The sequence below is a fragment of the Cyanobium sp. FACHB-13342 genome, from assembly GCF_014697415.1.
In the GTDB taxonomy this organism is placed as follows: Bacteria; Cyanobacteriota; Cyanobacteriia; order PCC-6307; family Cyanobiaceae; genus Cyanobium_A.
The window spans coordinates 100370-122728 of record NZ_JACJRT010000009.1; the positions used below are offsets into that span (position 1 = coordinate 100370).

At 67.4% G+C, this 22359-nt stretch carries 26 protein-coding genes and 1 tRNA gene; 14 read left to right on the forward strand and 13 right to left on the reverse strand.

Annotated elements, in window-relative coordinates; all coding sequences use genetic code 11:
• Nucleotides 1-4 precede the first annotated feature (4 nt).
• Nucleotides 5-1327: a SpoIID/LytB domain-containing protein gene (locus tag H6G16_RS08570; RefSeq protein ID WP_190389901.1), complete on the reverse strand. Its 1323-nt coding sequence runs from the start codon at nt 1325-1327 to the stop codon at nt 5-7.
• A gap of 72 nt (nt 1328-1399) precedes the next feature.
• Here H6G16_RS08570 and rnz point away from each other — a divergent pair, with 72 nt between their 5' ends.
• Both rnz and psbV read left to right on the forward strand, forming a co-directional pair.
• Nucleotides 1400-2359, forward strand: a complete 960-nt coding sequence (rnz, locus tag H6G16_RS08575) for a ribonuclease Z (protein ID WP_190389902.1) — start codon at nt 1400-1402, stop codon at nt 2357-2359.
• Between the two features lie 97 nt (nt 2360-2456).
• Entirely contained in the window at nt 2457-3005 is a 549-nt protein-coding gene (gene psbV, locus H6G16_RS08580; protein WP_190389903.1) for a photosystem II cytochrome c-550, read from the forward strand.
• Nucleotides 3006-3060: 55 nt separating this feature from the next.
• On the opposite strand, the gene H6G16_RS08585 is transcribed toward psbV, so the two are convergent.
• From H6G16_RS08585 to serA, 4 genes are all read right to left on the reverse strand, one after another.
• A complete protein-coding gene (locus H6G16_RS08585) occupies nt 3061-3528 on the reverse strand; it encodes a hypothetical protein (RefSeq protein ID WP_242036305.1) in 468 nt (155 codons plus the stop codon).
• Between the two features lie 85 nt (nt 3529-3613).
• Nucleotides 3614-3913: a ferredoxin gene (locus tag H6G16_RS08590; RefSeq protein ID WP_094560128.1), complete on the reverse strand. Its 300-nt coding sequence runs from the start codon at nt 3911-3913 to the stop codon at nt 3614-3616.
• 141 nt (nt 3914-4054) lie between these two features.
• Nucleotides 4055-4957: a 50S ribosomal protein L11 methyltransferase gene (gene prmA, locus H6G16_RS08595; protein ID WP_190389904.1), complete on the reverse strand. Its 903-nt coding sequence runs from the start codon at nt 4955-4957 to the stop codon at nt 4055-4057.
• Nucleotides 4957-6543 (reverse strand): phosphoglycerate dehydrogenase, encoded by a 1587-nt coding sequence (serA, locus tag H6G16_RS08600; RefSeq protein ID WP_190389905.1) that lies wholly within the window; start codon nt 6541-6543, stop codon nt 4957-4959. Before serA ends, prmA begins: the two co-directional genes overlap by 1 nt.
• Before the next feature lie 82 nt (nt 6544-6625).
• Between serA and H6G16_RS08605 the strand changes: the two genes are divergently transcribed.
• Together H6G16_RS08605 and H6G16_RS08610 are read left to right on the forward strand one after the other, a co-directional pair.
• A complete protein-coding gene (locus H6G16_RS08605; RefSeq protein ID WP_190389906.1) occupies nt 6626-7129 on the forward strand; it encodes a hypothetical protein in 504 nt (167 codons plus the stop codon).
• Between the two features lie 15 nt (nt 7130-7144).
• The gene (locus H6G16_RS08610; RefSeq protein ID WP_190389907.1) at nt 7145-7930 is read left to right on the forward strand and encodes a photosystem II S4 domain protein; all 786 of its coding nucleotides are present in this window, start codon (nt 7145-7147) and stop codon (nt 7928-7930) included.
• Between the two features lie 3 nt (nt 7931-7933).
• Here H6G16_RS08610 and H6G16_RS08615 read toward each other — a convergent pair whose 3' ends face one another.
• Entirely contained in the window at nt 7934-8416 is a 483-nt protein-coding gene (locus H6G16_RS08615; protein WP_277874989.1) for a type II secretion system protein, read from the reverse strand.
• Between the two features lie 138 nt (nt 8417-8554).
• Between H6G16_RS08615 and H6G16_RS08620 the strand changes: the two genes are divergently transcribed.
• The 4 genes from H6G16_RS08620 (at nt 8555) to H6G16_RS08635 (ending at nt 11356) form a co-directional block, all read left to right on the forward strand.
• Nucleotides 8555-8626 (forward strand) — tRNA-Val (locus H6G16_RS08620).
• Nucleotides 8627-8651: 25 nt separating this feature from the next.
• A complete protein-coding gene (gene murD / locus H6G16_RS08625; RefSeq protein WP_190389909.1) occupies nt 8652-10055 on the forward strand; it encodes a UDP-N-acetylmuramoyl-L-alanine--D-glutamate ligase in 1404 nt (467 codons plus the stop codon).
• Between the two features lie 72 nt (nt 10056-10127).
• The gene (locus H6G16_RS08630; RefSeq protein ID WP_190389910.1) at nt 10128-10586 is read left to right on the forward strand and encodes an EVE domain-containing protein; all 459 of its coding nucleotides are present in this window, start codon (nt 10128-10130) and stop codon (nt 10584-10586) included.
• Complete coding sequence (locus tag H6G16_RS08635) at nt 10583-11356, forward strand: hypothetical protein (protein WP_190389911.1); 774 nt, start codon at nt 10583-10585, stop codon at nt 11354-11356. Before H6G16_RS08630 ends, H6G16_RS08635 begins: the two co-directional genes overlap by 4 nt.
• Here the strand turns inward: H6G16_RS08635 and H6G16_RS08640 are convergent.
• The 3 genes from H6G16_RS08640 to H6G16_RS08650 all read right to left on the reverse strand — a co-directional run bounded on the left by H6G16_RS08640 (nt 11343) and on the right by H6G16_RS08650 (nt 12586).
• Nucleotides 11343-11597, reverse strand: a complete 255-nt coding sequence (locus tag H6G16_RS08640; protein WP_190389912.1) for a DUF2811 domain-containing protein — start codon at nt 11595-11597, stop codon at nt 11343-11345. The two genes, H6G16_RS08635 and H6G16_RS08640, sit on opposite strands and share 14 nt — an antisense overlap.
• Before the next feature lie 337 nt (nt 11598-11934).
• On the reverse strand, nt 11935-12345 hold the full coding sequence (locus H6G16_RS08645) for a DUF1818 family protein (RefSeq protein ID WP_190389913.1): 411 nt from the start codon (nt 12343-12345) through the stop codon (nt 11935-11937).
• A gap of 10 nt (nt 12346-12355) precedes the next feature.
• Nucleotides 12356-12586, reverse strand: a complete 231-nt coding sequence (locus H6G16_RS08650) for a DNA-directed RNA polymerase subunit omega (protein WP_190389914.1) — start codon at nt 12584-12586, stop codon at nt 12356-12358.
• Nucleotides 12587-12649: 63 nt separating this feature from the next.
• Here H6G16_RS08650 and H6G16_RS08655 point away from each other — a divergent pair, with 63 nt between their 5' ends.
• The 3 genes from H6G16_RS08655 (at nt 12650) to H6G16_RS08665 (ending at nt 15474) form a co-directional block, all read left to right on the forward strand.
• A complete protein-coding gene (locus H6G16_RS08655) occupies nt 12650-14230 on the forward strand; it encodes an Hsp70 family protein (RefSeq protein WP_190389915.1) in 1581 nt (526 codons plus the stop codon).
• 128 nt (nt 14231-14358) lie between these two features.
• Nucleotides 14359-15186 carry a hypothetical protein gene (locus H6G16_RS08660; protein ID WP_190389916.1) on the forward strand — a complete coding sequence of 276 codons (828 nt, stop codon included), beginning with the start codon at nt 14359-14361 and terminating at the stop codon, nt 15184-15186.
• Between the two features lie 69 nt (nt 15187-15255).
• Complete coding sequence (locus H6G16_RS08665; protein WP_190389917.1) at nt 15256-15474, forward strand: ferredoxin-thioredoxin reductase variable chain; 219 nt, start codon at nt 15256-15258, stop codon at nt 15472-15474.
• Here H6G16_RS08665 and pyrR read toward each other — a convergent pair.
• Nucleotides 15471-16007: a bifunctional pyr operon transcriptional regulator/uracil phosphoribosyltransferase PyrR gene (gene pyrR / locus H6G16_RS08670; protein WP_190389918.1), complete on the reverse strand. Its 537-nt coding sequence runs from the start codon at nt 16005-16007 to the stop codon at nt 15471-15473. The genes H6G16_RS08665 and pyrR overlap by 4 nt on opposite strands.
• A 244-nt stretch (nt 16008-16251) precedes the next feature.
• On the opposite strand from pyrR, the gene gpmI reads away from it, so the two are divergent.
• Genes gpmI through msrB form a run of 3 tightly spaced genes read left to right on the forward strand, consistent with a single transcriptional unit; the run spans nt 16252 to nt 18596 of the window.
• A complete protein-coding gene (gene gpmI / locus H6G16_RS08675) occupies nt 16252-17835 on the forward strand; it encodes a 2,3-bisphosphoglycerate-independent phosphoglycerate mutase (RefSeq protein ID WP_190389999.1) in 1584 nt (527 codons plus the stop codon).
• Between the two features lie 25 nt (nt 17836-17860).
• Complete coding sequence (gene secG, locus H6G16_RS08680) at nt 17861-18091, forward strand: preprotein translocase subunit SecG (RefSeq protein ID WP_094560118.1); 231 nt, start codon at nt 17861-17863, stop codon at nt 18089-18091.
• A gap of 13 nt (nt 18092-18104) precedes the next feature.
• A complete protein-coding gene (gene msrB, locus H6G16_RS08685; RefSeq protein WP_190389919.1) occupies nt 18105-18596 on the forward strand; it encodes a peptide-methionine (R)-S-oxide reductase MsrB in 492 nt (163 codons plus the stop codon).
• Between the two features lie 3 nt (nt 18597-18599).
• On the opposite strand, the gene H6G16_RS08690 is transcribed toward msrB, so the two are convergent.
• The 3 genes from H6G16_RS08690 to groES all read right to left on the reverse strand — a co-directional run bounded on the left by H6G16_RS08690 (nt 18600) and on the right by groES (nt 22100).
• Nucleotides 18600-19868, reverse strand: coding sequence for an ammonium transporter (locus H6G16_RS08690; protein WP_190389920.1), 1269 nt, complete (start codon nt 19866-19868; stop codon nt 18600-18602).
• Nucleotides 19869-20064: 196 nt separating this feature from the next.
• Entirely contained in the window at nt 20065-21699 is a 1635-nt protein-coding gene (groL, locus tag H6G16_RS08695; protein WP_190389921.1) for a chaperonin GroEL, read from the reverse strand.
• 89 nt (nt 21700-21788) lie between these two features.
• Entirely contained in the window at nt 21789-22100 is a 312-nt protein-coding gene (gene groES / locus H6G16_RS08700) for a co-chaperone GroES (protein WP_094561335.1), read from the reverse strand.
• Nucleotides 22101-22359 lie beyond the last annotated feature (259 nt).

Consider the following 22359-nt stretch of genomic DNA (forward strand, 5'->3'; position numbering starts at 1 on the left):
ACGGTCAGGGGGTGCCGTAGGGACGCAACTCCGCTCCCCGGTAGTAGTGGCGCAGGATCTGGTCATAGGTCTGGCCCCGCTGGGCCAGACCGTGGGCCCCCCACTGGCTCATCCCCACCCCATGGCCGTAGCCCCGGCCGATGGCCAGCAGCGACGGCGGGGGCACCTGCATGGGCGGCTGATCCGGGGTCGGGGCAGGATCGGCGCCGCGACCCTGGCCGTCCAAGGGCAGCAGCGGGGGCAAGGCCGGCAGGGCCGCCAATTCGGGGGCCACCACCTCAAAGCGCACCAGGGTGCTCTTGAGGCCGAGGCGACTGCGCAACTGGGCGCCGGTGAGCACCAGGGTGCCGCTGGGGCCGATCACCCGGGCTTGGCGAACCCGGCCGGAGCCCGTGGTGGCGAGCACCTCGATGCTCTGGGCGCCGCCGATCTCGCCGAAAGCTTTTTGCAGCTGGTCGGGTTCCAATCGCTGCTGCCAGGCATGCACCGGGCTGTGCTGGTCAAAGTCGGGCACGCTCACCAGGTAGGGGAGCTGCTGACTCCAGAGATCACCACTGTTTTCCGTGCTCCCACCGGCACTGCTGTGAAACACCGCATTGGCCAAACTGGAGCCGTAGATCAACACCTGGCCGCGGGTGCTAGCCACGGCCTGGCGGGTGGAGGGGGTTTCCGCCTCCACGCCCTTGTACACCTGGCTCGACACGGTGGCGCTCACGTCAAAGGGGGCCGCGGGCTTCCGCTGCCGCAGGGCGTAGGTCCGAGCCGCCACCGCCTGGGCCCGCAGGGCTGCCTGGGGCCAACTGGCCGGCATTTCGCTGCCCACCACGCTGGGCAGGTAGTCCTCCAGGGGCACATGGTTGATGGCCTGCAGGGCCGAGCCCGCCACCAACAGTTGCAGGCGCCCCCGATAGCCCCGCTGCTGCAGCTGGAACGCGGCCCCATCCCCAGGAAGGAGGGCAAGAGCCTGGTCCAGCGGGGCCGTCGAAGCGGCCGGTGCCGGTTCCAACCAGAGTTCGGCCACCGCCGGCAGGGCCTCCACGGCGCCGCCGCGCTCCAGCTCCAGGCCACCGGAGGCGGCCAGCGTCACCACCAGCCTCTCGCTGGGTGCCACGGGCCAGCGCCGGGCGCCGGCCCGCAACACCAGCGGCTGCTGCCGGGCGACCAGGGGAACCCGCGATGCCTCCAGCAGCAGCACCCGCACCTGGGGGTCGGCACTCTGCGCCCGCAGGGCGGCGGGCACCGCCCCGACCCCCACCAGGGCCAGAACGGGCCAGCCCACCAGCCCGCTTGCCAGCCAGGAGACCAGGGAAGAGCGGGACAAGGGCATCACCGGGACAGGTTCCTGCTCAGGGGGCCCATTGTGCCCGGCGTGGCAGCATGCGCCAGAGGCGGCAGGACCGTGCAGGTCACCTTTCTAGGCACCAGTTCCGGCGTGCCCACCCGGGGCCGCAACGTGTCGGCGGTGGCGCTGCGGCTACCCCAGCGCAGTGAGCTGTGGCTGTTCGACTGCGGCGAGGGCACCCAGCACCAGTTCCTCCGCAGCGAGCTGCGGGTGAGCCAGCTGCGCCGGATCTTCATCACCCACATGCATGGCGACCACGTGTTTGGCCTGCCAGGCCTGCTGGCCAGCCTCGGCCTGGCTGGCACCTGCACGGGCATCGACCTCTACGGCCCCGATCCCCTGCGCGACTACCTCGAAGGGGTGCTGCGCACCTCCTCCACCCGGATCGGTTACCCCCTGCGCACCCACAAGGTCCAGCCCGCCGCCAGCAGCGGCGCCATGCTGCTCGACGACGACGACCTCACCGTGCGCTGCGCCCCCCTCACCCACCGGGTCCCGGCCTTCGCCTACCGGGTGGATCAAAAACCCCGCCCAGGCCGGTTTGATGTGGAGCGGGCCAGGGCCGAGGGCATCCCGCCAGGGCCGATCTATGCGGAGCTCAAGGCCGGACGCACCGTGACCCTCGACGATGGCCGGATCATCAAGGGGGCCAGCCTGTGCGGCCCCGAGCGCCCGGGGGCGAGTGTCGTGTATTGCACCGACACCGTGTTCTGCGAGGCGGCGGTGGAGCTGGCCCGGGGAGCCGACCTGCTGATCCACGAATCCACCTTCTCCCACGCCGAAGCGGAGCTGGCCTACCAGCGCCAGCACTCCACCAGCACCATGGCCGCCCAAACCGCGCTGGAAGCGGGCGTCAAGCAACTGGTGCTCACCCACCTGAGCCCCCGCTACATGCCCGGCAATCCCATGACCCCCGACGACCTGGTGGCGGAGGCCAGCGCCATCTTCCCCAACACCCTGGTGGCCAAGGATTTCCTCAGCCTCGACATCACCCCAGCCGATCCGGCCACGGCCTAGGCCTGCAACAGTTCACGCGATTCCGCTCCGGAGGGCCCTTCCCCCGTGATACAAGGTCTCCGATGCGGTCTTTCCGCCTACCCGCCGGCTTTTCCCAATGGCCTCCTCCTTCTCCTCGGCTGCCTTCCGCAGGGCCAGCTTCAGCAGTGCCGTTCGCGCCCTTGCCCGAACCCTGCTGGCCGCACCCCTGGCCCTGCTGTTGTGCCTGGGCATCGGCAGCCCAGCCCTGGCGGCCCAGTGGAGCACGGAGCAGCTCACCGTGCCCGCCACCCCTGACGGCACCCTGGTGACCTTCAGCGAGCAGGAGATCAAGGCCGGACGCAAGGTGTTCAACAGCAGCTGCGGTGAGTGCCACGCCGGCGGCATCACCAAGACCAACCAGAACGTGGGCCTCGACCCCGAGACCCTGGCCCTGGCCACTCCGCCCCGGGACAACGTCGAGGCCTTGGTCGACTACATGAAAGATCCCACGTCCTACGACGGGGAATACAGCATCGCCGACGTGCACCCGAGCCTGCGCAGCAGCGACATCTTCGTGAAGATGCGCGATCTCGACGACGACGACCTGCGTCTGATGGCCGGCTACATCCTGGTGGCCCCCAAGGTGCAGGGTGTTCAGTGGGGCGGCGGCAAGATCTACTTCTGAGCAAGCACAGCAGATCCAGTGCCCCTTTCGAGCCGGTGTTTTCCACACCGGCTTTTTAATGGCCCGCCGTCTCCGGGGGACGGCTGTTGGCTGGATCGAGCGAGCCGGGCTGCTTGCTGTACCACCACTCCTGCAGATCAGCGTCCAGCCGCACCGGAAATAGGGTGATTACCGTGCGGGTGGGGCGGGCTCCTGGCTGGAGCAGCTCCACCGCATAGGAAGGACAGCGACGCGAGGCGAGATCGGCCACGAAGCGCCGGCCGATACGCCGCCAGCTGGGCTCCTTGCTGCGCCAGGCCAGACGGCAGCAGGGCCAGGGCAGCTCCTCACGATCAAACAGGCGGCAGCACGGCCCCAGCACCCGGTAGCTGTACTGACCACCAGGGCTGGTGTGCTCGCTCCCCGGCTCCAGCAGGGCTGCGACGTGGCCCCGGGAGGGGGGTGCCTGGGCTGACACAGAACGACGGCTCCGAGATGACAGCAAAAAGCCACCCCGCAGGGTGGCAGAGAGGGATCCGGCCATCAAGGCACGGAAGGGTGCCTGGCAGGGGCCGGAAGCAGCATGGCTGCCCTGGCTCAAGGCCAGGGGCCATGACCCAAGCGGGAACTCAGTAGAGCTCTTCTTCGGCGTGGGTCTTGATGGTGCAATCGCTGGTGGGGTAGGCCACGCAGGTGAGCACAAACCCAGCTTCGATCTGGTCGTCGTCCAGGAAGCTCTGGTCGCTCTGGTCCACGGTGCCGGCGGTCAACTTGCCAGCGCAGGTGGAGCAGGCGCCGGCACGGCAGGAGTAGGGCAGGTCGATGCCCTGCTCCTCAGCGGCGTCGAGGATGTACTGGTCGTCAGGAACCTCGATGGTCTTGTTGAGGCCTTCGCTCTCGCTGATGAGGGTGACCTTGTAGGAAGCCATGAAAGGGATTGGGGCTCACAGGCACCCGGAAGCCGGGCCTGTAGGACCCGCCCTTCATACATCCGCCGCGCACCTTTCCTGCCGATTTGTCAGCGAGGACGGAGGAAGCCCAATCAAAGCCAAGGCACAGATCAGCGTGCCTTATGCAACACGGCGGATCGTTAGCAGGCCCCACTGGCTCTGCTGGGCGGTGAGTTCGGCCCGCCAGCCCTCCTCCAGCAACGCCTGTTGGAGGGCGGGGGCCTGGTCCACCAGCAGGCCGCTGAGCAGGCCGACTCCGTGGGGAGCCAACAGGGTGTGAAAAGCCGGACACAGGGCCTGAATCACCGGCGCCAGGATGTTGCAGAGCAGCAAATCGGCTGGCTGGCCGTCGAGCAGACCGGCCAGGGTGTCTGCCGACCCCAGCGCCACCCGGACCTGGTCCGTCAGCCCGTTGAGGCCGGCATTGTCGGCGGTAGCCCGCACCGCCAGGGAATCGGTATCGGCGGCGGCCAGGGAAACCGCCCCCAGGCGCAGGGCCGCCAGGCCCAGCACGCCACTGCCGCAGCCGAGATCGGCCAGCCGTACGCCCGCCAGATCCAGGGATTCGAGCGCTTCGAGACAGAGGCGCGTGGTGGGGTGACTGCCGGTGCCGAAGGCGCTGCCCGGATCCATGACGATCACCTGGCGCCCGGCATGCTCGGGCGGGCAGGGCAACCAGGCGGGAAGGATCAGCAGCAGCTGGCCCACGGGATCAGCCTGCCAGTGCTGCTTCCAGCTGAGGCTCCAGTCTTCCTCAGCCTGCTGGCTCCACTGCAGGGGCGGCAGGTCCAAACCGAAGGGCTGCGCCAGGGGCGCCAGGGCCTGCTCGAGCTGCCAGCGCTCGTGCTCGGGCCAATCGCTCGCTGGCAGCCAGGCGATCAGCTGGCGTTCAGCGGGAGCCTCTGGACGGTGCTGGACCGCAACCCGGGGAATCCCCAGGGCACCGAGCTTCCACACCAGGGATTCCTCGAGTTCCGGCAGGGACGCCAGCTCCAGCCGCCACCAACCCGGCGCGGTCCCCATCAGAGGGTGACCGGATGGGCTTCCTGGATGCCGTTGATGGCGTGCACCGAAGCCAACAGGCTCGGAGGAATCGGATCATCGAGGCTGAGCACCATCACGGCGTCGCCGCGCACGATGCGGCGACCCACCTGCATCGAGGCGATGTTGACGTTGTGCTCGCCGAGCAGGGAGCCCAGATGGCCGATGATGCCAGGCATGTCGCGGTGGCGGGTGAACAGCATGTGGCGGCTGGGGGCCACGTTCACCGGAAACTCATCGATGGTGGTGATCCGCAGTTCACCCTCGGCGAACACCGCCCCGGTGACGGTGTGGTTGCCGTTGGACCCCTTGGAACTGAGCTGCAGGGAGCCGCCCGCGAAATCGCGGCTGGCGTCGTCCTTCACCTCCACCACGTGGAGGCCCCGCTCCTTGGCCTCCAGGCTGGCGTTCACGTAGTTGATGCTGTCGCCGAGGGCGGTGGAGAGCAGGCCCTTGAGGGCCGCCACCACCAGGGGCTGGGCGGGGTGGGCGGCAAAATCGCCCTGGAGCCGCACTTCCAGCTCGCTGATGGGGCCGCCGGCCAGCTGGCTCAGCAGTTGCCCCAGGGTTTCGGCCAGTTGCAGGTGGGGTTTGAGCTGCTCCATCACCTCGGCATTGAGGCCAGGGATGTTGACGGCGCTGCGGGCCGGCAGGCCCAGCAACACATCCCGGATCTGCTCGGCCACATCGATCGCCACGTTCTCCTGGGCCTCTTCGGTGGAGGCGCCCAGGTGGGGGGTAAGGATCAGGCGCTCCCGCACCTGGCGCAGGGGCGAGCCGGCCTCGAGGGGCTCATTGGCATACACGTCGAGGGCCGCGCCGCCGATGGTGCCGTTCTCCACCGCCTCGGCCAAAGCCGCCTCGTCGATGATGCCGCCGCGGGCGCAGTTGACGAGGCGCGCGGTGGGTTTCATGGTGCGCAGCAACTCCGCGTTCACCAGGTTCTCGGTGTCCGGCGTGCGGGGTAGGTGAAGGCTGATGAAGTCGGCCTCGGCAAACAGGGCCGGCAGGGGCATCAGCCGCACCTGCATCTGCTGGGCCCGCTCCGCGGACACGAAGGGGTCGTAGGCCATCACATCCATGCCCATGGCCTTGGCCACCCGAGCCACGTGGGAGCCGATCTTGCCCAGGCCCACCACGCCGAGCTTTTTCTTGTAGAGCTCATTGCCCACGTATTTCTTGCGGTCCCAGCCGCCGGCCATGGTGCTGGCGTGGGCATGGGGCACATGGCGCGAGAGGGCCAGCATCAGGGCCAGGGCCTGCTCGGCGGCGGCGATGGTGTTGCCCTCGGGGGAATTCACCACCAGCACACCCCGCTTGGTGGCCGCCGGCACATCCACGTTGTCCACCCCGACGCCGGCGCGGCCGATGATCCGCAGCTTGTCGGCAGCTTCAATGATGTCGGCGGTCACCGTGGTGCCCGAGCGGATCATCAGGGCGTCGTAGTCGGCGATGATCGCCTTGAGCTCTTCCGGCGGAAGCCCGGTGCGCACATCCACCGTGGCCACCTGGGACAGGATGTCGATCCCCGCCTGGTCGATGGGATCCGAAACGAGAACCTTTGTCATGCCCGGCGGTGGGGTGGGTGAGCCGGCGGTGCAGTGTAGTGAGCGGCGAGAATCCCCCCAACCCGAAGGAGCAGAGCGCAGCGTGGGCACGAGTGTGGTGGTGGTGCTGAACGACCGCAAACGGCTGCATCAGCTGCGGGATCGCCTGGCGGCCCTGCAGCCGCCGATGGTGCAGCTGGAGGCCATCGGCGAAGGGGAGCAGACCCTGGCGGAGGTGGCTCGGCTCAATCCGGCGGTGGCCCGCCGCAACCGCCAGCGCTCGATGGCCCGCTGGCTGATCCCCTTCGGTTTCCTGGCCGGCCTCACCTTCACCTACATCACCGACCTGGACACCTTCGCCTTCGCCGGCGCCTGGAGCCAGCACCTGATCGGCGCCCTGCTCGGCATGGGCTCGGGCTGGATGGGCAGCTTCGCCGCCGCGGCCAGTGTGCGTTCCGAGGAGGATGACCGGATCCGCAGCCTGCGCAACCGGGTGGAGGAGGGCCACTGGCTGCTGCTAGCCGAAACGGCCAACGGCGTCGAGATGCCCTGGATCAGCCTCCAACAGGCCAAGCCCCTGGCGGTGGTGCGTCTGGGCGATGGCTGAGCAGGCCCGAACCTGATGCTGCCGCAGCGCGACCTGCTGGTGGGGAGCCAGCATCCAACGGAGCTGGCCGCCGTGCTCGCCGCCGCCGACCAGGCCCTGCGCACCTGGGAACCGGTGTGGACGGGGTTTGTGGACGGGGGCGTGCGGGAGGAAGCCTCGGAACGGTTTGGCGCTTTGGCCGAGCTGACCCTGACGAGCACCGGGGGCTATCCCGGGGCCGAGCGGCAGCGGCTGCTGGTTCAGCGGCAGGACGCAGCCCTAGATCTGGAGGATGGGACGGCCGGCCTGATGGGTCTGGAGATCAGCGGCAATTTCCTGTTCGATCCCGCCGAGCGCACCGATTTCCGTGCCGGCCTGCTGGCCCTTGGCCTGGCGGAGGGCGCGCTCGGCGACATCTGGGTGCGGGGCGACCGGGGGGCACAGGCCGTGGTCACCGCCCAGCAGGCAGCAGCGCTCGATGGCCGCACCACCAGGGTGCGAACGGTGGAGGTGCGGCTGGAGGCCCGGCCGCTGGATCAACTGCAGCTGCCCGCCCCGCGCCAACCTCGCCGCTTCCAGACGGTGGAGGCCTCACTGCGGCTGGATGCGGTGGCCTCGGCCGGATTCGGAATCTCCCGCAACCGCATGGCTGAGCTGATCCGCCAGGGCAGTGTGCGGGTCAACTGGCAGACCATCTCCAGCCCCAGCCGCCTCCTGGTGGCCGGGGATCGGGTGCAGCTCGAAGGTCGGGGAGAACTTCGCCTCGAGGCGGTGCAGGCCACCAAGCGGGAGCGGTGGCGGATTGAGCTGGTGCGGTGTTGAGGCTTACCAGCGTCCACCCTGGCAATCAACTGAGCCCGTACACACGCGCTGAAGGGTGCCATCCGGGTTGACCTCGACTCCAAAGGACGAGCCCGGCAGCACATCGATCGTGACGTTGAACTTCACCATTTCAGATGAACCACATTCGGGAGCTTGGCTCAGGGTGAAGCCCTCGCCAGCCGAGGTGCCGAGCACCAATGGCTGCCCTTCCGAATCCAACATCCAGCGCAGACATTCCCGAGCCGCCGAGGCCACCACCGCCTTGGCCGATGAGACGCGCGCCTTGTTGCTGTAGCGGATCACAGCCCCCGCGCTCAGCCCGGCCAGAATGGCGATGATGATCACCACAACCAGCAGCTCCACAAGGGTGAATCCCCAACTCGAGCCAGCCCCGAAAACCCTCCACAGACCTGGGCGATGACCACGTCCGAGGCTTGACCCGGCCGACGAGCGACTCCTAACTCCGAGCTGGGAGGGCGCGAGCAAAAAGCGAGCGATGCAGATTCTGCATTGCAGCGCGTCTTCGCCAATGCCGCCAGCACCCGCAGTTGAACGTCACAAGCGGCAAGGCCCGATTCCGGAGGCGGCGGCGGGGGGCCGTTCTGTAAACTCAGCTGGCTTCTGGGGCGATTAGCTCAGAGGTAGAGCACTACCTTGACACGGTAGGAGTCACTGGTTCGATTCCAGTATCGCCCATTTCAATTCAACTGCATTTCCTGAGATGGCAGTCACGGCAAGCGATTTGACCGTGGTTGTCGGTCTGGCGCGATCCGGAATTGGGGCAGCCAAGCTGTTGCGTCAGGCCGGCCGGGCGGTGCTCGTCATCGACAACCAGCAGGGACCAGACCTCGAAGCCAGGGCCGCCGATCTGCGCCAGCTGGGCATCGCCGTCCAACTTGGAGCCCCCCTCCATCCCGACACCTTCACCGCCCTGGCCAGTCGCCCCGCGACGGTGGTGGTGAGCCCGGGCATTCGCTGGGATCACCCCACCCTGGAGTGGCTGCGCCAGCAGGGGATCCCCACCGTTGGCGACCTGGAGCTGGCCTGGCAGGCCAGCTCCAACGTGCCCTGGATCGGCATCACCGGCACCAACGGCAAAACCACGGTCACCCACCTGGTGAGCCACCTGCTCCAGCATGCGGGCCTCGACGCACCGATGGGGGGCAACGTCGGCTTTTCCGCGGCTGAGCTGGTGCTGGAAAGGATCCAACCCAACCTCCCCGAACCCGACTGGTTGGTCATGGAGCTCAGCAGCTACCAGATCGAAGCGGCCCCTCAGGTGGCCCCCCAGGTGGGGATCTGGACGACCCTCACCCCGGATCACCTGGAGCGCCATGGCACGCTCGAGGCCTATCGCGCCATCAAACGGGGCCTACTGGAGCGCTCCAGGGAGCGCATCCTCAACGCGGACGACGCCGATCTGCAGGCCCATGCTGACCGCTGGGAGCGGGCCACCTGGATCACGGCGGGCCCGCGCGCGAGCCTGCCTCACTCCATCACCCCCAGCCTCTGGATCGAGGGGGGCCAGGTCATGCACGCCGGCCCCTCCGGCGCCACCCCCCTGATGGCCGCCGACTGCCTGGCCATGCCCGGAGCCCACAACCGCCAGAACATGCTGCTGGCCGCCGCTGCTGGCCGGATGGCTGGCCTGTCCGGAGCCCAGATGGAGGAGGCCTTCCGGGCCTTCCCCGGGGTGCCCCACCGACTCGAGCGCCTGCGCGAAGACCAGGGGATCACGTACTACAACGACAGCAAGGCCACCAATTACGACGCGGCCGAGGTGGCGCTCCAGGCTTTGGCAGGCCCCCTGGTGGTGTTGGCGGGGGGCGAAGCCAAGCAGGGCGACCCCAACAGCTGGCTGGTGGCCCTGGGCCAGAAAGCCGCCGCCGTGGTGTTGTTCGGTGCGGCCCAGGCGCAATTCCAGCAGCTCCTCGCAGCGGCCGGCTTTCCTGGAGCAGTCCACTGCTGTGAGGGCCTGGACACCGGCGTGGCCCTGGCCGCCCAACTGGCACGCACCCATAGCTGCCAAGCGGTGCTGCTCTCCCCGGCCTGCGCGAGCTTTGATCAATACAGCGATTTTGAAGCCCGTGGGGATCACTTCCGTCGCTTGGTCTCTGGGCTCTAGGGCCGCGGGACAGGCAAGCCTCGACAACGCCGCCCTTACCATTTCCAGGCGAGCCGTCCGCTACAAACGCCCATGGCGTACTGGTTGATGAAAAGCGAACCTGAGGTCTACGGGATCGACCACCTGCAACGGGAAGGCACAACCCTGTGGGATGGCATTCGCAACTATCAAGCCCGTAATTTCATGCGGGCTATGGAGATTGGCGACCAGGCATTCTTCTACCACTCCAACACAAAACCACCGGGAATCATTGGCCTGATGGAAGTGATCGAGACCCACCTGATCGATCCCAGCCAGTTTGATCCCAAATCCAACTATTTCGACCCCGGTGCCACCCCCGAGAAGCCCCGTTGGGATTGCGTGAAGCTGCGCTATGTGCGCCAATTTGAGCGCCTGCTGAGCCTCGACACGCTGCGGGAGAACTTCAGCCCCGACGAGCTGGGGGTGGTGAAACGGGGCAACCGCCTCTCGATCCTGCCGGTCAGTGCCGCCAGTGCCGAACGGCTGCTGCAGCTGCTGGACGCCCCGTGAGCCAAGCGGCACCGACCAGCCCGCCCCCCCTGGCAATCCGCGGCGCCGTGGAGCGGGGTTGGGCAGCCTTTGCCCACTGCCCCTGGGTGCTGATGGGCTTCACCCTGCTCAGCGGTGGTGCCAACCTGCTGGCCCAGCTGCTCTACCGCTACGAGAGCGGGCTGGTGATCTCGTTGCTGGGCCAACCGGATCCGATCTCGATCGTTCTGGCCGCCATGGCCTGGATCCTCTACGCGCTCACCGGCCTGTGGCTGGTCGTGGGCCTACTCCGTGGCGCCGAGCTGGCCCTCCAGGGTCGCCGGCCCCAGTTGGGGGACCTCATCCGGGTGGACGGCCGGGCCATGCTGCGCTGTTTCGGCACCGTGCTGCTGATCCTGGTGGTGCTGGCCGTCATCGTGCGCCTGGCCCAGGCCAGCTCCTGGCTGCTCACCTTGATTCAGCCCCTGCTCGCCCCCTTGCCGCTGCTGGCGGGCTGGGCCGTCATCGTGTACCTCAGCGCTGACCAGATCATGAGCCTGCCCCTCACCGTGCTTGGTGGGTTGGGTCCCGTGGGGGCCTTTCGCCGCGGTCGGGCCGCAACAGACCCCCATTGGCTCCATGCCCTGGGACTGACCCTGGTGCTACTGGGGATGGTTCTGGCCGGCTTCCTGGTGCTCCTGGTAGGCCTGGTGGTGGCCTTGCCTGTGGCGGGCTGCACCCTGACGGCCGCCTATCAGCAACTTTTCGGACTGGGCGATCTGGGCGAACCGAGCGGGATCAGCGTCCTCTGAAGCTCGGCTGGGCTGGGAAAAGATTGGCCAGATAGCAGCGGGTGACGTCCCGATTCTTGAGACCGTTCTGCACCAAAAAACCAGCCAGGGCGGCCTGAAACAGCCGGTATTGATCCCAGTTGGGATGCTGCTCAATGAAGCCGCGCATCGAAGCCAGCAGCACCTCCGGCACCTCAGCCTGGAAACTGACCGTGGCCGGATCAACGCCCGCAAAGGGTTGGTCACTGGCCTGCAATTCCATGGGGGGTGGGGTCGGATTGGCACCAGTTCTCCACATCCAGCCGAAGCCGTCAAATCGGACCCAGGGCCCCAAGCCGCGAAACTCGCAGACTGAGATTGTAGGCCCCTACAGGGATTGGGCCCGCTGGGGGCCAGCCGCAGTCGCCCGGGAGGAAACCGCCCCAACCTGTCAAGGGGAAAGGCCCCTGCGGCAGGGTTTTCCCCAACACCCCGGCGCCCGCGTCATCCCGGACGCCGAACCTGGGGAAAAACTGGGCAAAGCAACGGCCGATCTGGGGGCTGCGCGGGAATCCCACCTTCATCAGCAGTGCTGATCATGGGGCTACCGCCCTTGGGTCTCAGGCGAGACCGTGAGGAGCTGCCCACAGTTGGCCCGCCGCGTCGGCAGGCACCCCCGGGTCCAGGGCCGCCACCAGTGCTGCACTGGCCCCGGCAGCCCAGCTCCCCTCCACGGCGCGGCTCGCCGCTGCCGGCGTGAGCACGAAGCGCAACGTCCAGGAGTCCCGGTCGCCGTCAAGCGCCATCCAGAGCGGTCCCCGCTCCAGCTCCAGACTGATCGCCTCCTCGCCCATCAGCTGGTCGGCCAGCCCTCGGTGCTCCCGCGCCAACCGGACCAACCCCTGCTGCAGCTCTCGGGCTTCGTCGGCGGTCAGCTCGACGGCCCAGCCCTGGCCACCAACCAACACGGAAAAGGGGTGGCGGGCCGGGTCCACCAGCCAACGCCACCCCTCCCCTTCCTGAACCTGCATGCGGCGACGGTCAGCCGGGCAGCAGATCGGGCTGGTCCTGTTCGTCGCTCAGCTCAATGATGGCGCGCTGCACAGGCTTGATCATGGAGTCGTCGAGCAGACCATCGAAGTCATCAAAACGGCGCTGCTTGGCCCGGAAGGCAATGCGCACCGTGGTGAGGTAGCGGTTGCTGGAATGGCGAATCAGACTTTCAGCCCGTTGGGCCAGTTCCTTGGGATTGACATCAAGGCCGCTCTGCATGAACACCGCTCCAATTCAACCAATCTAGGTCAGCAAGTGCCGCGTCCCGATTAGAAGACCACCATGGGAGGCACCCTGGCGATCGATCTGGGCAGCAGCACCACTGTGGTGGCCTACCAAGGGCCCGGTGCCGCAGCGCAACTCCTCGCCCTGCCCCCCTACAGCAACAGTGAGCCCGTGGTGGTTCCCACCTTGCTGTGGCTGAGCGATCCCTGCCGATCCAGGCCCCTGATCGGGCGCCAGGTGCTGGAGGCGGGCCTGGCCCACGCCGAGGGGCCCGAGCTGCACCGCGACTTCAAACGGCGAATCGGTGCCACCCCCCAGGGTGGGGGCGATCCCGCGGCTCCGGCCCCAGCCATCGCCCTGCCCCTCAGCCCGGAACAGGCCGGCGCCCTGTTGCTGCGCCAACTCTGGGCTGCCCTGCCCGCGGATCTGGCCCCCCAGCGGCTGGTGCTCACGGCCCCGATCGATAGCTATCTCCGCTACCGCCAATGGCTGCAGGAGGTGTGCCGCGAGCTGGAGGTGGCGGAACTGGCCCTGGTGGATGAACCCACCGCCGCAGCCATCGGCGCCGGATTGCCCGCCGGCAGCACCGTGCTGGTGGTCGACCTCGGCGGGGGCACGATCGACCTCTCCCTGGTGGCCCTGGAGGGGGGGGAGGGCCGGCCCGCACCCATGGCCCAGCTGCTGCGCTTCGCCGGCCGCGACCTGGGCTCGAGTCGCCAGGCCCTGCGCTGCGCCAGGGTGATTGGCAAGGCCGGCCTCGCCTTGGGGGGGCGAGATTTCGACCGTTGGATTGCGGCCCATCTCTGCCCAGGAGCTGTCCTGAGTGGCGATCTACTGGCCGCTGCCGAAGCCCTCAAGTGCCAGCTCAGCAGCCAGGAGGAAGCCCTGGTGCTCTGGAGCCCCCCCGGGTCAGGCCTGCCCCCCCAGCCCCTGCGGCTGAACCGGAGCGAGCTCGAGGCCCTGCTGCGGGATCGGGGCCTGGTGGCCCAGCTGGATGGATTGCTTGAGGAGGTGCTGGCCGCCGCCCGCCGCGAGGGCCTGGCCCTGAAGCAGATCACGGCGGTGCTGCCGGTGGGGGGTAGCAGCCGACTGCCCTTGATCCGCCAGTGGCTGGCAGAACGCTGCAGCGGGATTCCCCTGCGCAACGAGCGGCCGGTGGAGGCCGTGGCCCTCGGCGCCCTGGCCCTCACCCCCGGCGTCCAGGTGCGCGACATCCTGCGCCATGGGGTGTCGCTGCGCTGCTGGGACCAACGCTCGGGCCGCCACCACTGGCAGGCCCTGTTTGTCGCCGGACAAACCTGGCCCAGCGACCGTCCCCTGGAGGTGGTGCTGGCCTGCAGCAGCCCGGACCAGCGCTCCCTGGAGCTGGTGCTCGGGGAACCGGACAACGAGCAGCGCAGCGAAGTGGTGTTTGAGGGTGGCTTGCCGGTGCTGCGGCCCCGGCCGGCCGGCGCGGGCCGGGTCCAGCCCTGGAGTCAGCAGCCCCCGGCCCTGCTCCTGGCCACGCCAGGGCAGCCCGGCGAGGATTGCCTGCGCCTGGGCTTCGGGATCGATCCCCAGGGCCAACTGCTGCTGGAGGTCACGGACCTGCGCAGCGGCCAACGCACCCCGCCGCAGGTGCTCGGCCCCGTGCGCTGAACCCCACCCACCGCCTGGGGCCGCCGCGGATCGGGGGCCCAGGAGTGGACGCCGGAGCCGCTGCCCCCTGGCGAGGGCGGCGGGGCCCCCAGCCCCATAAAACGGGGTGATCCGACCTTCCTCTCGCCTTGGCCCTGCGCCGCCACAGGCTGCCCCGTTTCTGGCTGGGCCTCACCCTGGGCCTGGTGGCCTCTGGCCTCGGGGCGACCTACTGGTGGGAGCAACAGCTGCCCCAACGGCTGGAGCAGGCGGCCAGGAGCGGAAATCTGCAGGCCTGCCTTCGCTACAGCGACCAGCTGGAAGCCCTGCGCTGGCTGGGAGGTCAGGCACCGGCGGAACAGGGAAGCTGCCGGCGGCGCCAGGCGGCCCGCCTCTGGCAGCAACAGCAGTGGGGCGCGGCCCTGCAGCTGCAACTGCAACTCGTGAATTCCCAGGCCGGTCGGCCGGCCGACCGCGACCAGCTGGACCGCTGGCAGCAGAGCCTGCAGCAGCGGGCCCTGAGCCGCTTTCAGGACGGCGACCTGCCGGCCGCTCTGGCACTCCTGGCCGTGATGGGCGACGACCGCCGGGCCGATGGCAACAGCCTGGGGGACAAGTTCCGCGAAAACTGGACCCGCAACCGACTCCAGTTCGAACGGGCCAAGGCCCTGAGTGGTCAACGGCGCTGGTGGGAAGCCCTCGATGCCCTCACCCGCATCGACCATCCCTGGTGGAAAACCCAGAGCCGGGCGCTACAGGCCACGGTGCAGACGGGCATTGAAGGCCTGGCGGGACAGGAGCGCGAATACGACGCCCACGGGCAGCTGCCCCACACCGTTCCCGCCGACCAACTCGACGCCCAAGTGCAGCAGAGGATCGCCAAGGGCATGAACGAATGGGCAGCCTTCCAGGACGCCTGCCGGGCCCTGGGCGGGACGGTGGTGGAAGCCGGGCCGGAGACAGCCTGTCAGCGCTGACCGCCTGGGGGGATCCCCAGGGGCGGCTGGCGCATGACAAAATTGACCTCGCGACGAAGCTCCGAGGCCATGCAGCCAGGTGATCAGGTCAAGGTCTCCCAGAGCGTGGTCGTCTACCACCATCCCCAGCACCGCGGCGAAGCCTTCGACCTCCAGGGCCAGCAGGGCGAAGTGGTGACCGTCCTCAACGACTGGAAAGGTCGGGTGATCAGCCCAACCCTGCCGGTGATCGTGGCTTTTGGGAAATTTCGCGCCCACTTCCGCGGCGACGAACTCGAGGCGGCCTAGGGCTCTGGGCGAAGCAGATAGACCCCTTCCTCTCCGTCGATGGCCTGCAGACACAGCTGGATCGATTCCTGACGCCGGGTGGGCACCACCCGACCGCAGAAATCGGGCTGAATCGGCAACTCCCGATGGCCCCGATCCACCATGGCCAACAGGCTCACCCGCTTCGGCCGGCCCCAGGCCTGCAGGGCCTCTAGGGCCGCTCGCACGGTGCGCCCGGTGAAGATCACGTCATCCACCAGCACCACCTGGCGTCCATCGAGGGTCACAGGCAAGTCGGTGGGTTGGCCCAGCCGGGTGCCCACCCGTTCCAGATCATCCCGGTGAAAGGTGGGATCCACCGTGCCCTGGTCAATCGGATGGCCCGTCATCGCCGCCAACCTCTGGGCCAGGACCTCAGCCAGCGCCACGCCCCGGGTCGGGATGCCAAGCAACAGCAGCGAGCGGCTGTCGATGGCACTTTCCAACACCTGGGAGGCCAGGCGATCAAGGGTGCGGCCGAGATCCAGGGCGGAGAGCAACTCAAGCCGGTGCATCGGTTCAGCCACGGATGAAGAGACTCGGCGAATCGGCCTAGGACAACCAGTGTGGCCAAAGCCTGACCCGGCCGGGATCAGGCGGGATCGCCGCACAATCGCACTGTAGGTTGGGCTTGGCAGGCGTTGAATCAACGTCGCTAGGCGAGTCGGTCGCTAGGTGAGACGGGTGACAGCATTTCCCTCCCAGCAGCAATTCACCCTGTCCGAAGGGCCCTCTCCCACGTTCCGGGACGCCTCCGCTATTGCTCCGGTCGTTCTCGCCATTCTGGATGGCTGGGGCTACAGCCATGAGGCCGAACACAACGCCATCCGGGCCGCCAACACCCCGGTGATGGATGCCCTCTGGCATGCCTACCCCCACACCCTGATCGAGGCCAGCGGCGGCGCCGTCGGCTTGCCCGACGAGCAGATGGGGAACTCCGAGGTGGGCCATCTCACCATCGGCTCCGGCCGGATCATTCGTCAGGAGTTGGTGCGGATCAGCCAGGCCGTCAAGAACGGCAGCATCGCGGACAACCCCGCCCTCAATGCCCTCGCCGACGGCCTGCACCATCGGGCCGGCACCCTGCACCTGATTGGCCTCTGCTCCGACGGGGGGGTACACAGCCACATCAAACACCTGGGCGGTCTGCTGAGCTGGGCCGCCGCGCGAGGCCTCGACGACGTGTGCGTGCACGTGATCACCGATGGCCGGGATACCGACCCGAGCAGCGCACCGCGGTTCGTCACCCAGGTGCAAGAGCAGATCAACCGGGCGGGTGTGGGCCGCATCGCCACCCTCTGCGGCCGCTACTGGGCGATGGACCGCGACAACCGCTGGGACCGTACGGAAAAGGCCTACCGCCTCTACACCGAACCGGCGCCCATCTCCGAACTGAGCCCGGTCAACGCCATCCACGCCTCCTACGCCAAGGAGATCGGCGATGAGTTCCTCGAACCGGTGCGTCTGGCGGAGGGGCTGATCAAGGCCGGAGACGGTGTGGTGTGTTTCAACTTTCGGCCCGACCGGGTGCGGCAGCTGATCCGGGCCCTGGTGCTGAGCGAATTCGATGGCTTTCCCCGGGAACCCATCAGCCCGATCGATGTGGTCACCTTCACCCAATACGAAAAAGGGCTGCCCGTAGCGGTCGCCTTTCCCCCGGAATCCCTCGACGGGCTGCTGGGGCAGGTGGTGTCAGAGGCGGGACTGCGTCAGTTCCGCACCGCCGAAACGGAGAAATATCCCCACGTCACCTATTTCATGAACGGGGGCATTGAGCAGGCCTTCCCCGGCGAAGACCGGCACCTCGTGCCCTCGCCGAGGGTGGCCACCTATGACCAGTCCCCCGCCATGTCGGCGGGCCAGCTCACGGACAGCTGCATCGCCGCGATCCAGAAAGGCGTCTACGCCCTAGTGGTGATCAATTACGCCAACCCTGACATGGTGGGACACACCGGCAAGATGGAGGCCACCACGGAGGCCATCACCACCGTGGACACCTGTGTCGGGAGGCTGATGGAGGCCACCAACCGCATGGGAGGGACCCTGTTGATCACGGCCGACCATGGCAATGCCGAGGTGATGGAAGGGCCCGATGGCCGGCCCTGGACGGCCCACACCACCAACCCGGTGCCCGTGATCCTGGTGGAGGGTGAGAAGCGCAAACTGCCCGGCCATGGCACCAATGTGGTGCTGCGCGACAGCGGCGGACTCGCAGACATCGCTCCCACCCTGCTGGAAATCCTCCACCTGCCCAAGCCAGCCACCATGAGCGGCGAGTCGCTGATCCTGCCGGCCGCGACCACCGCGGACACCAACCGCATCCCCCAGAGCCTGGGCGTCTAGCCTGCGCTCACCAGGGGAGGAACCTTTGATCACGTCGGTGTTGTCTTGGGTGTGGATCGGCAGCGGTGTGCTGCTGATCATCAGCGTGCTGCTGCATAGCCCCAAGGGTGACGGCATGGGCGGGCTTGCCGCCAGTGGTGGCTCGATGTTCACCAGCGCCCGCAGCGCCGAAGCCACCCTCAACCGCATCAGCTGGACCCTTCTGGCCATCTTTCTCGGACTGGCCGTGGTGCTGAGCGCCGGCTGGCTGAACTGAGCCAACGATGTCGATGCCGCGCCGCAATCTGCTGGTGGCCCTGGGATCCAGCCTCGGCGCCTTTTTCAGCGGAACCTCCCGAGCCAACGCCGCTGCCAAGGCCCAGGATCCAACCTGGCAGCTCAGTGATGCCGCCTGGAAACAGCGCCTGAGCCCCGCCGCCTATCAGGTGCTGCGCCGGGAGGGCACGGAACGCCCCTTTTCCAGCCCCCTGAACAGCGAAAAGCGCCCCGGCACGTTCGTCTGCGCCGGCTGCTCCCTGCCCCTGTTCAGTTCCAAGGCGAAATACGAGAGCGGCACGGGCTGGCCCAGCTTCTGGCAGCCCCTGCCCAACGCCATCGCCACCCAGGTGGATTTCAAACTGCTCGTCCCCCGCACCGAATACCACTGCCAGCGCTGCGGCGGCCACCAGGGTCATGTGTTCGGCGACGGCCCCAAGCCCACCGGCAAGCGCTACTGCAACAACGGTGTGGCCCTGACCTTCAAACCCACAGCCAACAGCTAGGCGTCACACCGTGAATTCGGTGTTGTAGGCCTCCTCGCCATGGGCATTGATGTCGAGGCCCTGGCGTTCATCGCTCTCACTGGCCCGCAGCGGCATCACCATTCTCAGGGCTTGGAGGATCACGAACGTGCCCACCCCCACCCACAGCAGGGTGAACCCAGCGGCCTTGAGCTGAATCCATAGCTGTGCCGCGTGTCCAGCCACCAGCCCATCGGCACCGGCAGGGTTCACGGCCTTCACTGCGAACACACCCGTCAGCACGATGCCAAGCAATCCCGCCACGCCGTGCACCGGCAGAACATCAAGGCTGTCATCCAGGCCGGAGCGGTTCTTGAGCTGCAGGGCCCAGTTGCTCACCAGCGCCGCCGCGAAACCGATCAGCAAGGCACTGATCGGGCTCACAAAACCCGCTGCTGGGGTGATCGCCACGAGGCCCGCCACCGCGCCGGTGGCCACACCCACCGCCGTTGGCTTACCGCGTTGGAGAGTTTCGATCACCATCCAGCCCAACGCTGCCGCCGCGCCGGCGGAATTGGTGGTGAGGCAGGCCAAGGACGCGAGATTGCCGGCCACCAGGCCACTGCCACCGTTAAAACCAAACCAACCGAACCACAGCAGACCAGCGCCGAGCAGGATGAAGGGCACGTTGTGGGGCGGCGAGTTGTGGGCGGGATAGTTGCGGCGTCGCCCGACGACTGCTGCGGTGACCGCAGCCCCCACACCAGAGGCCATCTCCACCACCAGCCCACCGGCAAAGTCAAGGGCACCGAGGCCCTCAGGCCCCAGAAAACCACCAGGCCCCCACACCATGTGCGCGAGGGGCAGGTAAACGAAGCTGCTCCAGAGGAGCACAAAGGCCAGCCAGGCCCGGAAGTTCATGCGCTCGACCACCGCACCGGAGATCAGCGCCGGCGTGATGATCGCGAAGGTGAGTTGGAAGAAGGCCACCGCTCCCTGACTGAGCTGACCATCGCCATAGGGAGCCGACCAGTTGCTGAGGCCCGCCCACTGCAGCCCGCCAATGAAGGGAGCCCACACTCCCTGGCCAGGCGAGAAGGCCAGGCTGTAGCCAAACAGCACCCAGAGCACGCTCACCAGACCCATGGCGGCAAAGCTCATCACCATCGTGTTCAGCACATTGCGGCTGCGCACAAAGCCGGCGTAAAAAAGGGCCAGGGCGGGCGTCATCATCAGCACGAGCGCAGCGCTGGTGAGCACAAAGCCGTTATTGGCACTGCGAAGGGCCGGATCAACCAGCAGAAGAAACGGCATGGGGGCCTCGGCGTTGGCGGCACGAAAGCGGCAACCTGCCCAGCCACCCAGATGGATCTGGTAGCAACGGCTACCGATGCAGCGCGATTGGTGGCAACTGATACAGCTGACCGGCGTGGCCCATAAAAAAAGGAGGGCAAAGCCCTCCTTGAACGGAATCTGCAGGATCGAACCCGAACAGAGATCTCGATCGAGATCAGTAGTCGAAGTCGCCGCCGCCCATGCCGCCGCCGGCGGGGGCTGCATCCTTCTTCTCCGGCATGTCGGCCACGATGCACTCGGTGGTGAGCACCATGCCGGCAATCGAAGCCGCGTTCTGCAGACCGGAGCGGGTCACCTTGGCGGGATCGACGATGCCGGCGGCCAGCATGTCGACGTACTCACCGGTGGCGGCGTTGTAGCCCTCGTTGAAGGGCTTGTTGCGCACGTTCTCGGCCACGACGGCGCCGTTGACGCCGGCGTTCTGGGCGATGCGCATCAGCGGAGCGGTGAGGGCGGAGGCCACGATGTGGGCGCCGATCAGCTCCTCGCCGGACAGGTTGGCCTTGGCCCACTCTTCGAGGGCCGGCGCCAGGTGGGCCAGGGTGGTGCCACCACCAGGAACGATGCCTTCCTCAACGGCCGCCTTGGTGGCGTTGATGGCGTCTTCCAGGCGCAGCTTCTTGTCCTTCATCTCGGTCTCGGTGGCAGCGCCCACCTTGACCACGGCCACACCGCCGCTCAGCTTGGCCAGACGCTCCTGCAGCTTCTCCTTGTCATAGGAGGAGTCGGTTTCGTCCATCTGCTTGCGGATCTGCTCGCAGCGGGCCTTCACGGCCACCTCGTTGCCTTCGGCCACGATGGTGGTGGTGTCCTTGTTGATGGTGATGCGGCGGGCGGTGCCCAGCATCTCCAGCTTGGCGTTCTCCAGCTTGAGGCCGGCGTCTTCGGTGATCAGCTGACCGTTGGTCAGCACGGCGATGTCCTCGAGCATGGCCTTGCGGCGATCGCCGAAGCCAGGGGCCTTCACAGCCGCCACGTTCAGCACACCCCGCAGGCGGTTCACCACCAGGGTGGCGAGGGCTTCCTTCTCGATGTCCTCCGCGATGATCAGCAGGGGCTTGCCGGTGCGGGCGATCTGCTCGAGCACGGGCACCAGATCCTGCACCAGGCCGATCTTCTTGTCGGTGAGCAGGATGTAGGGCTCCTCGAGCACCGCTTCCATGCGCTCGGTGTCGGTGGCGAAGTAGGGCGAGATGTAGCCCTTGTCGAAGCGCATGCCCTCGGTGACCTCCAGTTCGGTGGTCATCGACTTGCCCTCCTCGAGGGAGATCACGCCCTCTTTGCCGACCTTGTCCATGGCGTCGGCGATCATGCGGCCCACCTCTTCGTCGTTGCCGGCGGAGATGGTGCCCACCTGGGCGATGGCGCTGGAATCGCTGATCGGCTTGGCGTGCTCCTTGATCTTGCCCACCAGGAAGTCGGAGGCCTTGTCGATGCCCTTCTTCAGGGTGATGGCATTGGCGCCCGCAGCCACGTTGCGCAAACCGGCCTTCACCATGGCGTGGGCCAGGACGGTGGCGGTGGTGGTGCCGTCACCGGCGGCATCGTTGGTCTTGGAGGCGGCTTGGCGGATCAGGGCCACACCGGTGTTCTCGATGTGGTCCTCGAGCTCGATCTCCTTGGCGATCGTGACGCCGTCGTTGATGATCTGGGGAGCACCGAACTTCTTCTCCAGCACCACGTTGCGCCCCTTGGGGCCCAGGGTGACGGCAACGGCCTCAGCCAGGATGTCGATGCCTTTTTCGAGGGCCCGGCGGGCGTTCTCGTTATAGATGATGCGCTTAGCCATGGAAGGCGATGTCGGTATGGGGTTGGTTCGGGAAACGGGAGGCGGCGTGAGCGATCACAACGGGTGATCACTCGGTGCGCTCGGTTGGCTCAGTTGACGATGGCCAGGATGTCCTTCTCGGAGAGCAGCACGAATTCGTCGCTGCCGAGCTTGATGTCGGTGCCGGCGTACTTGCTGTAAAGCACCTTGTCCCCCACGCTGACCTCCGGAGCCTGACGGCTGCCGTCGTCGTTGCGCTTTCCGGGACCGATCTGAACCACCTCGCCCACCTGGGGCTTTTCCTTGGCGGTGTCGGGCAGCAGGATGCCGCCGGCGGTTTTCTCCTCCGACTCCGACACCTTGATGAAAATGCGGTCTCCGAGGGGCTTAACCGTGGAGACGCTGAGAGAAACAGCAGCCATGGATGAATTGCGACAGCAGCGACATGGCGCCAAAGACGCCACAGAACAGCGAGCGGGAGTGCGCCGAAGCGGCGAATTAGCACTCAGGCCCGTTGAGTGCCAACTTATGCGGGCACCCGGCGCTCCCGCCAGGCCTGGCCTGTGCGGGTGACCGAACCCCCCACTACGTCCTTTCCAGACTGGTCAAGGGCGCCAGGCGCAGTGGTAAGGTTGCGCCGCTTCAGGTGGGATGGTTCCCTCCTCAGCACTCCTTGCGTCT